At 71.8% G+C, this 14,348-nt stretch carries 10 protein-coding genes; 6 read left to right on the forward strand and 4 right to left on the reverse strand.

Annotated elements, in window-relative coordinates; translation table 11 throughout:
- Positions 1-27: 27 nt before the first annotated feature.
- The gene (locus ACGFYP_RS23950) at positions 28-696 is read left to right on the forward strand and encodes a response regulator (RefSeq protein WP_393497007.1); all 669 of its coding nucleotides are present in this window, start codon (positions 28-30) and stop codon (positions 694-696) included.
- A 201-nt stretch (positions 697-897) separates the two neighbouring features.
- Positions 898-1,896, forward strand: coding sequence for a lytic polysaccharide monooxygenase (locus tag ACGFYP_RS23955; protein ID WP_393497010.1), 999 nt, complete (start codon positions 898-900; stop codon positions 1,894-1,896).
- 28 nt (positions 1,897-1,924) lie between these two features.
- Here ACGFYP_RS23955 and ACGFYP_RS23960 read toward each other — a convergent pair whose 3' ends face one another.
- Positions 1,925-2,797 (reverse strand): alpha/beta fold hydrolase, encoded by an 873-nt coding sequence (locus ACGFYP_RS23960; RefSeq protein WP_361964762.1) that lies wholly within the window; start codon positions 2,795-2,797, stop codon positions 1,925-1,927.
- Positions 2,798-3,236: 439 nt separating this feature from the next.
- Here ACGFYP_RS23960 and ACGFYP_RS23965 point away from each other — a divergent pair, with 439 nt between their 5' ends.
- The 3 genes from ACGFYP_RS23965 (at position 3,237) to ACGFYP_RS23975 (ending at position 8,775) form a co-directional block, all read left to right on the forward strand.
- A complete protein-coding gene (locus ACGFYP_RS23965; RefSeq protein WP_393497014.1) occupies positions 3,237-6,689 on the forward strand; it encodes a DNA polymerase III subunit alpha in 3,453 nt (1,150 codons plus the stop codon).
- A gap of 6 nt (positions 6,690-6,695) precedes the next feature.
- The gene (locus ACGFYP_RS23970; protein WP_393497017.1) at positions 6,696-7,667 is read left to right on the forward strand and encodes a hypothetical protein; all 972 of its coding nucleotides are present in this window, start codon (positions 6,696-6,698) and stop codon (positions 7,665-7,667) included.
- A gap of 61 nt (positions 7,668-7,728) precedes the next feature.
- Positions 7,729-8,775 (forward strand): DUF3533 domain-containing protein, encoded by a 1,047-nt coding sequence (locus tag ACGFYP_RS23975; RefSeq protein ID WP_393497020.1) that lies wholly within the window; start codon positions 7,729-7,731, stop codon positions 8,773-8,775.
- Positions 8,776-8,820: 45 nt separating this feature from the next.
- Here ACGFYP_RS23975 and adhE read toward each other — a convergent pair whose 3' ends face one another.
- Positions 8,821-11,415, reverse strand: a complete 2,595-nt coding sequence (gene adhE, locus ACGFYP_RS23980) for a bifunctional acetaldehyde-CoA/alcohol dehydrogenase (protein ID WP_393497023.1) — start codon at positions 11,413-11,415, stop codon at positions 8,821-8,823.
- Between the two features lie 235 nt (positions 11,416-11,650).
- Here adhE and ACGFYP_RS23985 point away from each other — a divergent pair, with 235 nt between their 5' ends.
- The gene (locus ACGFYP_RS23985; protein WP_393497026.1) at positions 11,651-12,577 is read left to right on the forward strand and encodes an alpha/beta fold hydrolase; all 927 of its coding nucleotides are present in this window, start codon (positions 11,651-11,653) and stop codon (positions 12,575-12,577) included.
- Here ACGFYP_RS23985 and ACGFYP_RS23990 read toward each other — a convergent pair.
- Together ACGFYP_RS23990 and ACGFYP_RS23995 are read right to left on the reverse strand one after the other, a co-directional pair.
- The gene (locus ACGFYP_RS23990) at positions 12,556-13,263 is read right to left on the reverse strand and encodes a hypothetical protein (protein ID WP_393497029.1); all 708 of its coding nucleotides are present in this window, start codon (positions 13,261-13,263) and stop codon (positions 12,556-12,558) included. The two genes, ACGFYP_RS23985 and ACGFYP_RS23990, sit on opposite strands and share 22 nt — an antisense overlap.
- A gap of 136 nt (positions 13,264-13,399) precedes the next feature.
- Entirely contained in the window at positions 13,400-14,290 is an 891-nt protein-coding gene (locus ACGFYP_RS23995) for a S1 family peptidase (RefSeq protein WP_393497032.1), read from the reverse strand.
- Between the last annotated feature and the right edge of the window lie 58 nt (positions 14,291-14,348).

Consider the following 14,348-nt stretch of genomic DNA (forward strand, 5'->3'; position numbering starts at 1 on the left):
CTTGTGGTCGCGACCTAGCGTGTCGGCGTGACAAAGGTGCTGGTGGTCGACGACGACTTCATGGTCGCGAAGCTGCACAGCCGATATGTGTCGACTGTGGACGGTTTCTCCGTCGTCGGGGTCGCGCACAGCGGCGGTGAGGCGCTGCGCCTCGCCGACCGGCTGCGCCCTGATCTCGTCCTGCTCGACATCTACCTGCCCGACATGGACGGGATCAGCGTCCTGCGCGAGCTGCGCGGGTCCGGTCTCGCGGTCGACGCCCTGTTCATCACGGCGGCGCGGGACGCGGGCATGATCCGCTCGGCGCTGCGGGCGGGGGCGCTGCACTATCTGATCAAGCCGTTCAACCAGGCCGCGCTGCAGGAGCAGCTGCGGCACGTGGCCTCGCTGCGGACCCGCCTGGACGCGCTGGACGAGGCGCGCCAGGAGGACGTGGACCAGATCTTCGGCACCCGCCCGCCCGGCTCGCGCGAACTCCCCAAGGGCCTCGCCGCCCACACGGCGGACCTGGTGGACGGCATCCTGCGGGCGCACCCGGAGGGCCTGTCGGCGACGGAGTGCGCGGAGGCGGGCGCGCTCTCCCGGGTCAGCGCGCGCCGCTATCTCGAGTACTTCGCGGAGACGGGCCGCGCGGAGATCACGCTGCGGTACGGGGGGACGGGACGCCCGGAGCGGCGCTACCGACGGCTGGGCTGACGGCGGGGCTGACGGCGGGGAGCCTTCGGAGGCCGTGGACGTACGTGCCTGTGGAGGTGCGTCTCTGTGGTGCCGCTTAGCCGCTCCTTAAAGCGACCATAAGGATCGCCATCACCCCCTCCTCGCAGCCGATTTCGCGGTTTTCGGCGGCTAGCTTGCTGAGCAACCCCCACGTGTCCCCCCTCGAAGGAGTTGTTCACCATGACCGCTCGCCGTACCGCGTCCGCCGTCCTCTTCCTCGGTGTCGCGCCGCTCGCGCTCGCCGGGCTCGGCGCCTCTCCGGCCGTGGCGCACGGGTCGATGACGGATCCGGTGAGCCGGGTGTCCGCCTGTTACGCGGAGGGGCCGGAGAGCCCGAAGTCGGCGGCGTGCAAGGCGGCCGTGGCGGCGAGCGGGGCGCAGGCGTTCTACGACTGGAACGCGGTGAACATCGCCAACGCCGCGGGGAAGCACCGCGACCTGATCCCGGACGGCAAGCTGTGCAGCGCCGGCAACGACAAGTACCGGGGCCTGGACCTGGCGCGCGGCGACTGGCCGGCCAGCACGCTCGCCTCCGGCAAGCACACCTTCCGCTACAAGGGGACCGCCCCGCACCGGGGTTCGTTCGAGCTGTACGTGACGAAGGACGGCTACGACCCCTCGAAGCCGCTGAAGTGGTCGGACCTGGAGACGAAGCCCTTCGCGACGGTGACCGACCCGCGCATGGAGAACGGCGACTACGTCTTCGACGGCACGATCCCGAACAAGTCCGGCCGCCACCTGATCTACTCGATCTGGCAGCGCTCCGACTCTCCCGAGGCGTTCTACACCTGCTCCGACGTCGTGTTCGGCAAGGACAACGGAAGCACGGGCGGTGCGCCCGCCCCGACCGCGTCCGCGCCGACGGACGAGGAGATCAAGGAGGGGGAGGACCAGTCCTCCGTGGAGCACGGCGGGCACGGTGACAACCACGCCGGGACCGGCGCGGAGGCGACGGCCGCGGCGCCGCAGTCCTCCCGGCCGGCGCCCCCCTCGGAGCAGGCCGCCACGCCCGCGCCGAACGCGCCCGCCGCGGCGGGCTCCGACACGGGCGAGCGGCTCGCCGAGACCGGGGGCGACGCCACCACCTCGTACCTGGCGATGGGTGGCGCCGCCGTCCTGGCGCTCGGCGCGGCCGTGCTCTTCGGGGCGACCCGCAGGAGCCGTCGCGCCGCGCGCTGAGCGCTGAGCGCTGAGCGCTGAGCGCCCGCTAGCCGATCACGGAGAGGCAGGTGGTCGGGGTCGCGTGGGCCGGGTCGAGGGCGTTGGTCACCTCGTGGAACGTCACCCGGTCCACCGTCCCGATCGCCACGTGTTCCGACAGGTCGAGCGCGCACTTGTCCTGGATGACGACGTTGGTGACGTTCGGGCCGTCGAGGAATCCCGAGGTGTACGGGGTGACGACCTCGTCGTACTTGGTCGTGATGACCGTGTAGGTGACACCCGGAACCGTGTCCCCGCCCTCGTTGAGCTTGGTGATGAACGGGGAGCCGGCGATCTGGTCGGCGAGGCCCGGGGTGTTCTTCGTGACGAAGTCCTCGACGCCGGGGAAGTACGGCAGGAGCTTGGTGAGGCCGAGGAGGGTCGTGCCGTGGTTGTCGGGGGCGATCCCGACGAGCGCGTTGACCTTCTCGGCCCCGCCGAGGAACTTCAGGTAGTGCCGCGGCATCATGCCGCCCTGCGAGTGCCCGACGAGGTCGGCCTCGGGGGCGCCGGTGGCCGCGAGGACCTTGTCGACGTAGACGTCGAGCTGTTCGGCGGACTTGTCGACGGGGCCGAGCCCGTGGAAGAAGGGCACGTTCGGCAGCTGGCCGTAGTCGAGCGAGAAGACGCAGTAGCCCCGGTTGACGAGGTACGGCGCGAGGGCCAGCCAGTTGTCGATGGAGTTCCCGAAGGTGCCGTGGACCAGCACGACCGGGCGCGGGTGGGCGGCCGACGGCTTGCAGGAGAAGTCGTTCCAGCCCCGGCTGGGGGCGGCGGCCTGGGCGGGAGCGGCCTGGGCCGAGGCGGTGGGGGCGAGGGTCGCGGCGGCGGTCAGCAGCAGGACCGAGAGCGTTCTGAGCGCGTGTTTCCAGGGCAGCATCGTGCGATCTCCTTGCGGCTCAAGGGAAATCAGAAACGAACGACGGCAGTAAGCCCTGCGGCCCGGACCACAAGTGGGGATGCTCTGCTTCAGGCCAAGCTACGCACGAGTAGCCTCGGCTGGGAAGTTACGCGTCGGTAAAAACTGACTTCTCGTCAACACGGAGTACACGCCCACCATGGCCGACCGCCCTCCCCTGGGCGGTCGACCTGCGCCGCCGCCCGGCCGTCGCGGAGCGCGCGGAGAACGTCGCGGCGTGGCGGGAGAACGTCGCGGCGTAACCGAACACACCCAGGCACGCCCACCAGCCCCTTCGCGCAGCATCAATCGAACGAACGTGCGAAGATTGAGTTAGAGTGCTTCTCACGATCGAGGCGACACAGATGACGCAGATCGCGCAGATGACGCGAAGGGGGCTCATGGGAAGCAGGAGGTGTGTATGTCGTTTACGCATCTCCGTGCCGCCAGCGGCTACTCGCTGCGTTACGGGGCCAGCCACCCGCACGCCCTCGCGGAGCGGGCCGCCGAGCGCGGGCTCGACGCCCTGGCGCTGACCGACCGGGACTCGCTCGCGGGTGCGGTGCGGTTCGCCAAGGCGTGCGCGGGGGCCGGCATCCGGCCGCTGTTCGGCACCGATCTGGCGGTGCCCGGCGTACCGGCGGGCGATGCGGCGCGCACCCCGCGGCAGCGGACGCCGGCCCGGGGCGGCGCGTTCGTGACGGAGGCACCGCTGCGTGCGGTGTTCCTCGCGCGGAACGCGCCCGGCTGGGCCGGTCTGTGCCGTCTGGTGACGGCGTCCTCGTCGGACCAGGGGCTCGACTGGGAGGAGCTGACCTGCGCGGACGACGAGCTGTTCGTACTCCTCGGAGCGGATTCCGAGGTGGGGCGGGCGCTGGCCTCCGGGCGGCCCGACCGCGCCACGGCGCTGCTCGCTCCGTGGCGCGAGCGATTCGGCCGGGCGCTGCGCATCGAGGTCTCCTGGTACGGACGGTCCGGCACCGGCCCCGGGTCGCTGCGCCTCGCGGCGCGCCTCGCGGGCTTCGCCGCCGAACAGCAGGTGGAGGCCGTACTGAGCAATGCCGTGCGTTATGCCGATCCGCACCAGGGCGAGGTCGCCGACATCCTGGACTCCGCGCGTCTGCTCGTACCGGTCGACACCCGGGACGCGTCCCGGCTCGACGGCGGGCAGCGGTGGCTGAAGGACGCCGGGGAGATGGAGCGGATCGCCGGACGGATCGCCGAGGCGGCGGGCGGACGGGGCGTGGAGGCGCGGCGGCTGCTCGCCGCGACCGAGGAGACGGCGGCGGCCTGTGTGGTCGACCCGGGCGAGGCGTTCGGCCTGGGGCGGCTGAACCTCCCGGAGCCCGAGCTGGTCGGGGTCCGTGCCGGGGCGGCCGACCGGGCACTGGCGGACCGGTGCGCTGCGGGCATGATGGGCCGCGGCTACCACCGGGAGCCCCGGCGCTGGGACCGGCTCGAGGACGAGCTGCGGATCATCGCGGGACACGGTTTCGCCGGGTACTTCCTCACCGTCGCCGAGGTGGCGGAGCAGGCCCGGAAGCTGGACATCCGGGTCGCGGCCCGTGGCTCGGGCGTGGGGTCGCTGGTCACGCACCTGCTGGGCATCAGTCCGGTCGACCCGGTGGCGCACGGCCTGCTGATGGAGCGGTTCCTGTCCGCGCGGCGGTCCGCGCTGCCCGACATCGACCTGGACGTGGAGTCGGCGCGGCGGCTGGAGGTCTACCAGGCGGTCCGTGAGCGGTTCGGGGCCGACCGGGTGGCGACGCTCGCGGTGTACAAGACGTACCGGGCGCGCGGGGCGATCGAGGACGTGGCGCGGGCCCGGGGCATGGACCCCGACGAGGCGGCGCGCCTCGCCAAGGCGTTTCCGCACATCCGGGCGAAGGACGTGCGGGCGGCCCTGGCCGAACTGCCGGAGCTGCGCGAGGTCGCGGCCGAGGACCACGGCCGGCTCTGGGAGCTGGTGGAGGCGCTCGACGGGCTCCCGAACGAGTCGGCGATGCACCCCTGCGGGCTGCTCGTCTCCAACGCCGGGCTGCTGAGCCGTACCCCGGTGGCGCCGACCACCGTGGAGAACATCGCCATGTCACAGTTCGACAAGGAGGACATCGAGGACACCGGGCATCCGAAGATCGACGTCATCGGCGTACGGATGCAGTCGGCGCTCGCCCACGCGGTCGCCGAGATCGAACGCGTCACCGGCGAACACCTCGACCTGGACGACCCCGCGCAGGTACCGCCGGACGACCCCGCCACGTACGCCATGATCACGTCCGGGGACACCCTGGGCACCTTCCAGCTGGAGAGTCCCGGGCAGCGGGAACTGGTCCAGAATCTGCGACCGCGCTCGTTCCTCGACCTGACCCTCGACATCAGCCTCTTCCGGCCGGGCCCGGTGGCGGCCAACATGGTGGCTCCGCTGATCGAGGCCCGCGACGGCCGGAACCGGACCCGCTACCCGCACCCGGACCTGAAGCCGATCCTGCGGGAGACCGAGGGGCAGGTGGTCTTCCACGAGCAGGTCATCGCGATCATGGCGACGATGACCGGGTGCGACCGGGGCACGGCCGACGAGGCGCGCCGCGCCCTGTCCGACCCCGAGCGGCAGGGCAGGATCCGGGCCTGGTTCGCCGACCGGGCCCGGGGCCGCGGCTATCCGGTGCAGGCGGTACGGGACGTGTGGAGCATCCTGGAGGGCTTCGGCAGCTTCGGCTTCGCCAAGGCGCACGCCGCCGCGTTCGCGCAACCCGCCTACCAGTCCAGCTGGTTGAAGGCCCACCGGATGGCGGCCCTGCTCGCCGGGCTGCTCACGCACGATCCGGGGATGTACCACAAGCGCGTCCTGGCCGCGGACGCCCGCCGGCACGGCGTGCCCCTGCTGCTGCCCGACATCAACCACTCCCAGGACGCACACACAATCGAACTGGTGTCCGGTAAGTGGGGGGTGCGGATCGGCCTCTCGCAGGTGCGCGGCATCACCGACGCCGAGAGCGGACGCATCACCGCCGGGCAGCCCTACACCTCCCTCGAGGACTTCTGGCAGCGCGCCCGGCCCAGCCGCCCGCTGGCCGAACGACTGGCGCAGGTCGGGGCGATGGACTCCTTCGGGCTGCCCCGTCGTGAACTCCTGCTCAAGGTCGGCGAGCTGCACCGGTCCGGTCGTGGCCGGGACTCCTCCGCGGGGCAGCTCCCGATGGCGGGCGAAGGCGACGGGGGCGACGGGGCCCCCGGCGACGTCACGGCCACGGGCCTCCCGCCCATGAACGACTCCGAGCAGCTGGCCGCCGAACTGGACGTGCTCGGCATGGACGTCTCACGCCACCTCCTGGAGGACCACCGGCCCCTCCTCGCCGACATCGGTGCGACGCCCGCCGCCGCCCTGCCCGGGCTGCGGCACGGCGCCACCGTGCTGGTCGCCGGCGTCAAGGTCGCCACCCAGACCCCGCCGATCCGTTCGGGCAAGCGCGTCATCTTCGCCACCCTCGACGACCCGACCGGCCTGTCCGACCTGGCGTTCTTCGAGGACAGCCACGCACGCTGCGCCCACACGGTCTTCCACAGCGGCCTGCTGCTCGTCCGCGGGACGCTGACCCGCCGCCCGCCGCGCGCCTTCAGCATCACGGGTACGGCCGCCTGGGACCTGGCCGAGCTCATCGAGCTGTACGGCGACGGAGGCCCGGCCGCCGTCGCGGACCGGCTCGCCCGACCCGCGGCCGCCGCACGCCAGGGCGGTACGCGCCGGGTCATCACCCAGCCGACCGGTTACGCCCTGCACCCCTGGGCCGATCTGAAGCCGCCCGGAACCCCGGCCGCGCTCACCGCTCTCGACGGAAGGACCTTCCATCATGCGAGTCCCGGAAGCGCGGGGTGACCGGCGATGATCCTCTATCTGCACTTCGGCCCGCAGCCCGAGCCCGCATACCTCCAACTCCTCACCATGCTGGGGGAGTTCACACCCGTGACCCAGGCGCTGCCGCCGGATGCCGCACTCGCCGACGTGTCCGGGAGCGTGCGGTACTTCGACCGCGACGCCGCCGGGCTCGCGGCCCTGATCCGGATGCGCGCCGCCGCGGTCCTCGACGTCGACGTGACCGTCGGCATCGCCCCCAACCCGCTGCTCGCCCAACTGGCCGCCCACCGTGGAGCCCCCGGCGCGATCCGCACCGTCCCCGACGCCCCCGAGGCCGTCGCCGCGTTCCTCACCGGCCTGCCCGCCGCCGCACTGCCGGGCGTCGGTCCTGCGACGGCACGCACCCTGGCTTCCTACGGGCTGTCCACCGCCGACCAGATCGCCGCCACTCCCCTGCTCACGCTCCAGCGCCTGCTGGGCGCGACCGCCGGACGCCGGCTCCACCAGCGCGCGGCGGGCATCGACCCCACCCGCGTCACCCCGGGCGCCCCGCCCCGCACGTTCAGCGCCGAGCACCGCTTCGTACGCGACGAACTCGACCCCGGCCGGCAGCACGACGCCCTGACCCATCTCGCCGAGCGTCTCGGGACACGGCTGCGCGGCGAGCGGCAGGCCTGCACGTCCCTGGTCCTGTCCGTCCAGTACGCGGACCGCTCGACGACCACCCGCAGCCGCGCCCTGCCCGAACCCACCGCGCACAGCCCTCGACTCCGCGCGGCGGCCCACGCGTTGCACATGGCCCTGGGCCTGCAGCGCGCCCGCGTCCGCGGCATCACCTTGCGCGCGGAGGGCCTGTGCGACGCGGGTACGGCGTCCCTGCAGCTGACCTTCGGGCCCGACGACGACAAGTCCCGCCGCATCGAAGCCGCGGCCGACCGGGCCAGGGCACGCTTCGGTCCGGGTGCGGTACGGCCCGCCAGCACCGCCGGAATGCCCTGACCGTCATCCGTTCGGCCCCATCCCGCCTGCGCGATCACTCCCCTCCCCGGAGCGTGGGGGCATGAGCCTCGTCGACGAACTGAAGAGTGCCGTCACCCCCCGCGCCGCCCTGCTGGTCGTCGGCGTCTTCGCCCTCCAGCTGCTGTTCATCGCCTCGTACGTCGGGGCGCTTCACAACCCGAAGCCGAAGGACGTCCCCTTCGGCGTGGCCGCACCCCCACGGGTCGCCGCCCAGTTGGTCGGCCAGTTGGAGCAGCTCCCCGGCGAACCGCTCGACGCCCGGACCCTCACGGACGAGGCCGAGGCCCGCGAGCAGATCCTGAACCGGGAGATCGACGGCGCCCTCGTGGTGAACCCGGCCGGGAACACCGACACCCTGCTCGTCGCCTCCGGCGGCGGCACCGTGCTCTCCTCCGCCCTGAACACGCTCGTCACCAGGATCGAGGCCGGCGGCGGGCGGACCGTCAGGACCGTCGACGTCGCCCCCGCCTCACCCCAGGACTTCGACGGACTCTCCGCCTTCTACCTGGTCGTCGGCTGGTGCGTCGGCGGCTACATCTGCGCCGCGATCCTCGCCATCAGCGCGGGGTCCCGCCCCGCGAACCGGGAGCGCGCGATCATCCGGCTCGGCGTCCTCGCGGTCTACGCGATCCTGGGCGGCCTCGGTGGCGCGGTCATCGTCGGACCGATCCTGGACGCCCTGCCGGGCAGCGTCGTCGCCCTGTGGGGTCTCGGCGCCCTGGTCGTCTTCTCGGTCGGCGCCATCACGCTCGCCCTGCAGGCGCTCTTCGGCATCGTCGGCATCGGCCTGGCGATCCTGCTGATCGTCGTCGCGGGCAACCCGAGCGCCGGGGGCGCGTTCCCGCTGCCGATGCTGCCGCCCTTCTGGAAGGCGATCGGCCCGGGGCTGCCCCCGGGCGCCGGCACCTGGGTCGCGCGCTCGATCGCGTACTTCAAGGGGAACGACGTCACCTTCTCGCTCCTGGTCCTCTCCGCCTGGGCGGTCGTCGGGAGCGCGATCACGCTGGTGATGGCCTCGCTCAAGCGCAAGCCGGGCACCGAGCCGATCGCCGAGGAGCTCGGCGCCGCGGGCGGCGCCGCCGGGTGAACCTCCGCTCACCGTCGGGCCCCGCCCCCATCGCCGAGCAGGCGGTCAGGCGCCGTAGTACGCCCGGGTCATCAGCTCCTTCATCTCCTCGATCATCGGCATCCGCGGGTTGGCGGGCGCGCACTGGTCGGCGTACGCGTTCATCGCCTGCTGCGGCAGGGCCTCCAGGAAGGCCGCCTCGTCGACGCCCTCCTCCTGGAAGGAGGCCGGGATCCCGCACTTCGCGCGCAGTTCCTCGACGGCTCTCGCGTACGACTCCACGCCCTCCTCCGGCGTCGCGGCCGGCAGGCCCAGCATCTTCGCGATCTCCTGGAAGCGTTCAGGAGCCCGGTAGACCTCCGCCTTCGGCCACGGCGTGGCCTTGCCGGTGACCCGGCCGTTGTGCCGGATGACGTGCGGCAGGAGCAGGGCGTTGGTGCGGCCGTGGGCGACGTGGAAGGTGTTGCCGAGGGTGTGCGCCATTGCGTGGACCAGACCGAGGAAGGCGTTGGCGAAGGCCATTCCGGCGACGGTCGACGCGTTGTGCATCTTCTCGCGTGCCTCGGGGTCCTTCGCCCCGTTCACCACGCACCGCTCCAGGTTCTCGAAGACGAGCTTGACGGCCTGGAGGCAGAGCCCGTCGGTGTAGTCGTTGGAGTAGACCGAGACGTACGCCTCGGTGGCGTGGGTCAGGGCGTCGAAGCCGGAGTCGGCGGTGACGTTCGCCGGGAGCCCCATCGGGAGCACCGGGTCGACGATGGCGACGTTCGGGGTGAGCGCGTAGTCGGCGAGCGGGTACTTCTGGGCGGCCGCGGGGTCGGAGATGACGGCGAAGGGGGTGACCTCGCTGCCGGTGCCCGAGGTGGTCGGGACCGCCACCATCTGCGCCTTCTCCCCGAGCCCCGGGAACTTGTAGGCGCGCTTGCGGATGTCGAAGAACTTCTCCTTCGTGTCCGCGAACTCGACCTCCGGGTGCTCGTACATCAGCCACATGATCTTCGCCGCGTCCATCACCGAGCCGCCGCCGAGGGCGACGATCGTGTCGGGTTGGAAGTCCCGCATCCGCGCGGCGCCGGCCTGGACGGTCGCCAGCTCGGGGTTGGGCTCGACGTCGCCGATCACCTGGAGGACGACCGCCGAGGGGCGGGCCTGGAGGATGTCGGTGACCTTCTGGACGAAGCCGAGCGTGCCCATGGTCCTGTCGGTGACGACGGTGACCCGCTTGAGGCCGTCCATCTCGCCGAGGTGGCGCAGGGAGTTGCGCTCGAAGTAGATCTTCGGCGGGACCTTGAACCACTGCATGTCGGTGTTGCGCCGTCCGATCCGCTTGACGTTGATCAGGTTGACCGCGGTCACGTTGTTCGAGACCGAGTTGTGGCCGTACGAGCCGCAGCCGAGGGTCAGGGAGGGCAGGAAGGAGTTGTAGACGTCCCCGATGCCGCCGAAGGTGGAGGGGGCGTTGACGATGACCCGGATCGCCTTGACCCGCTTGCCGAACTCCTCGGCGAGCTCCTCGTCCTCCGTATGGATCGCGGCGCTGTGTCCGAGTCCGTGGAACTCGACCATCCGCGCGGAGAGTTCGAGGCCGTGCTCGGTCGTGTCGGCCTTGAGGGCGGCCAGGATCGGGGAGAGCTTCTCGCGGGTGAGCGGCTCGCCCTCGCCGACCTCGTGGCACTCGGCGAGCAGGAGCGTGGTCCCGGCCGGGACCTCGAAGCCGGCCTGTTCGGCGATCCACTGCGCGGACCTGCCGACGACGGCCGCGTTCAGCTTGGCGCCCGCGCAGGTGGTGGCGTAGGCGGTGGTCCCGAAGACGTACTCCTCCAGCTTGGTCTTCTCGGCGGCGGTGACGACGTACGCGCCGAGCCGCTCGAACTCGGCGATGCCCTGCTCGTACACCTCCCGGTCGAGGACGACGGCCTGCTCGGAGGCGCAGATCATGCCGTTGTCGAAGGCCTTGGAGAGCACGATGTCGTGGACGGCCCGCTGCAGCTTGCCGCTCTTCGTGACGTAGGCGGGAACGTTGCCGGCGCCGACGCCGAGGGCGGGCTTGCCGCAGGAGTAGGCCGCCTCGACCATCGCGTTGCCGCCGGTGGCGAGGATGGTGGAGACCCCGTCGTGGTGCATGAGGAGGCCGGTGGCCTCCATGGAGGGCTCCTCGATCCACTGCACGCAGTCCGCGGGCGCTCCGGCGGCGACGGCGGCGTCGCGGACGATCCGGGCGGCCTCCGCGGAGCACTTCTGCGCGGAGGGGTGGAAGGCGAAGACGATCGGGTTACGGGTCTTCAGGGCGATCAGCGCCTTGAAGATCGTGGTCGAGGTGGGGTTGGTGACCGGGGTCATCGCGCAGATGACACCGACGGGTTCGGCGATCTCGGTGATGCCGTTCAGTTCGTCGCGGCGGATCACCCCGGCGGTCTTCAGGCCCGCCATCGAGTTCGTGACGTGCTCGCAGGCGAAGAGGTTCTTGACGGCCTTGTCCTCGAAGAGCCCGCGGCCGGTCTCCTCCGCGGCCAGCTTCGCGAGTTCGCCGTGGGCGCTCAGCGCGGCGAGCGACGCCTTCTTGACGATGTGGTCGACCCGCTCCTGGTCGAACTCCTCGAACCGCCCGAGCGCCGCGAGAGCCCCTTGGACGAGTCCGTCCACCATCTCCTTGGCCTCCATGGCAGGTACTCCTTCTTCGATCCCTTTTTCCGATGCCTCCATTCGACACCCGGGGTCCGCCGAAATGGCTCGAACAAAGCCCCCGGAGGACCGGACGAAAGCCCCTTAAAGATCGCCCAACCTTCCAGGAAACAGCTCTTGACCTGCACAAACACCGAGGGACTTTAGCCCTTTGCGGGCTTGTGAAGACTTTCACAACTATTTCGCCGATTCCGGGCCGCTAGGCTCTCCTGCCATGGGAAAGCATGTGCGCACCGACGACGGCCGCCTGCTGCTGGCCGAGGAATGGGGAAATCCCACCGGGACCCCCGTACTGCTCCTGCACGGCACCCCCGGCAGCCGCCTGGGCACCGCGCTGCCCGACCTCCCCGCACACCGCCCCGACCTGCGGTTCTTCGCCTACGACCGGCCTGGATACGGGGGTTCGGACCGGCACCACGGACGCCGGGTCGCCGACGCCGCCCGGGACGCCGCGGCCGTCGCCGACGCGCTCGGCATCGAGCGGTTCGCCGCCGTCGGGCGCTCCGGCGGCGCCCCGCACGCGCTGGCCTGCGCGGCCCTGCTGCCCGAGCGGGTCCGGGCCGCCGCGGCGCTCGTGAGCATCGCGCCCCGCGACGCGGACGGGCTCGACTGGTTCGCCGGCATGACCCCGTTCAACGTGCGCGAGTACGGTCTGGCCGCCGAGTCGCCCGAGCTCCTCGACGCGGACCTCGCCGCCCGGGCGGCGGCCATCAGACAGGACCCGGAGCGGCTCGTGGAGGACCTGCGGGCCGAACTCTCCGACCACGACCTGCCGGTCGTCTCCGACCCCGCCGTACGCGCCACGCTCCTGCGCACCTACCGCGAGGCGCTCGGCGCCACGCACCACGGCTGGACCGACGACTGCCTCGCCTTCACCCGCCCCTGGGGCTTCGACGTCTCCGCCGTCACCGCCCCCGTCCTGCTCTGGCACGGCCTGGACGACGCCTTCTCGCCACCCGCCCACACCCGCTGGCTGGCCGGCCGGATCCCCGGAGCGAGCCTCGAACTCGTCCCGGACGCCGGCCACTTCGCCGCCCACCACGCCCTGCCGAGCGTCCTGGAGTGGCTACGGAACCAGGAACACCTGCACGGCCTGGAAGGTCAAGCAGGCCAGGGAGGTCAGGCGGGCGGCGGCAGATAGGCGGTCGAGCGGGCGCCCTTGAGGCAGTTCATGATCCGCTCATGGCTGTCGCCGACGGTGTCCACGACCCGCAGCCGGACATGGAAGGCGTCGACCTCGTCGACGAAGCGCCGGGAGAAGGCCCCCATGTCGACGGTCTCGTACGTCCCCGTGCCCACCAGTGGGAAGTTGCCGTAGAGGGGGATCTGGAAGTCCTCGCCCGCGACCAGACCGGCCCCGGTCAGGATCGCCACGGCCCCCGGGAGGTCCGTCCACGGGGTCGCGTCCGGGTCGCTCTCCCCGGCCAGGACGACCCGGCAGTCGTACCGCTCGATCACCGCCGTGTGCTGGCCGCCGTTGTAGACCCCGGCCCGCCATTCGACGGCGCTCCCGCGCAGCCGGCCCGTCGTCCAGTCGCTCCGCCAGCCCAGACTGGGCCGTACGGCACGGGCGTACTGCGCCCGCCCGAGGACGGCGGCCGCCGCGACCGCCAGCAGGCTGCCCAGCGGCTCCATGTCCAGTAACTGCAGCCGCCACGGCCAGTCGGCCCTGGCCTGCTCCGACATGTTGGCGCGGACGATCTCCCAGCCGAGGACGGCGGAGAGCAGACAGAGCAGCACGATCGGGGCCGTGAAGAGCAGCGGGCTGCGCCGGACCCTGCGCTGGGCGTCGGATTCGGGTATCGGCCCACCGGGACGGACGGTCACACGCTTCTCCCCACCACGATTCCACGCATCGGGTCCCCCGGCCACGAGAGGGCAGGGGGACCCGACTTCGGTTCGGATCATGGTGCTACGGAGCAGGGTCCTCCGCCTAGTACGGCGTGGTACGGCGCACTCAGGCCTAGTAGACGCTGACCCCGTACGCGCTCAGCGCCTCGGTGACCGGCTGGAAGAAGGTCGTACCGCCGCTGGAGCAGTTGCCGCTGCCGCCGGAGGTGAGGCCGATCGCGCGGCTGCCGGAGTAGAGCGGGCCGCCGGAGTCGCCGGGCTCGGCGCACACGTTGGTGCGGATCATCCCGTACACGATGTCGCCGCCGCCGTAGTTGACGGTCGCGTTGAGGCCGGTCACCGAGCCGCTGTGGGTGCCGGTGGTGGAGCCGCGGCGGGTCACGGACATGCCCACGGTGGCGTTGGCGGCGCTGGTGATGTCCACGCTGCCGACCGTGCCGGACTTGGTGACGCTGGTGTTGGTGTACCGGACGATGCCGTAGTCGTTGGTCGGGAAGCTCGATCCCGAGGTGGAGCCGAGGACGGTCGTGCGGCCGGAGTTGGAGTACCAGGTGCCCGCGCCGTCGGTGCAGTGACCGGCGGTCAGGAAGTAGTAGTTGCCCGCGCTGTCACGGACGTTGAAGCCGAGGGAGCAGCGCCAGCTGGTGGCGTAGATGGCGTCGCCGCCGGAGATCAGCTTGTTGAACTTGCCGGGGGTGCGCTCGATGCGGATCGCCCCGGCGTTGGCGCCGGCCTCCCGCTTGATCTCGGCTATCTCCGCCTGGGAGACGGTGGAGTCGGCGGTGACGACGAGGGTGTTGGTGGCCTTGTCGACGTGCCAGGCGGTACCGGCCACGTCGGCGGCGAGGACGGCGTCGCCCGCGGCAGAGAGCTGCGACGCGCCGAAGGTCTGCGCGGTGTCGGCGTTCGCGGCGGGGACCGCGACGGCCGCGGCGGCGGCGAGACCGGTGGCGACGGCGAGCAGACGGATGGTTCTCGTGGGGGTGGTGCGCTTGATCCTCACTTGACGTTCCTCCAGAGGGGAATCGGGGGTCCGCAGTGGGGTGTCGGACCCGTGAGGC

The sequence above is a fragment of the Streptomyces sp. NPDC048370 genome (assembly GCF_043200825.1).
In the GTDB taxonomy this organism is placed as follows: domain Bacteria; phylum Actinomycetota; class Actinomycetes; order Streptomycetales; family Streptomycetaceae; genus Streptomyces.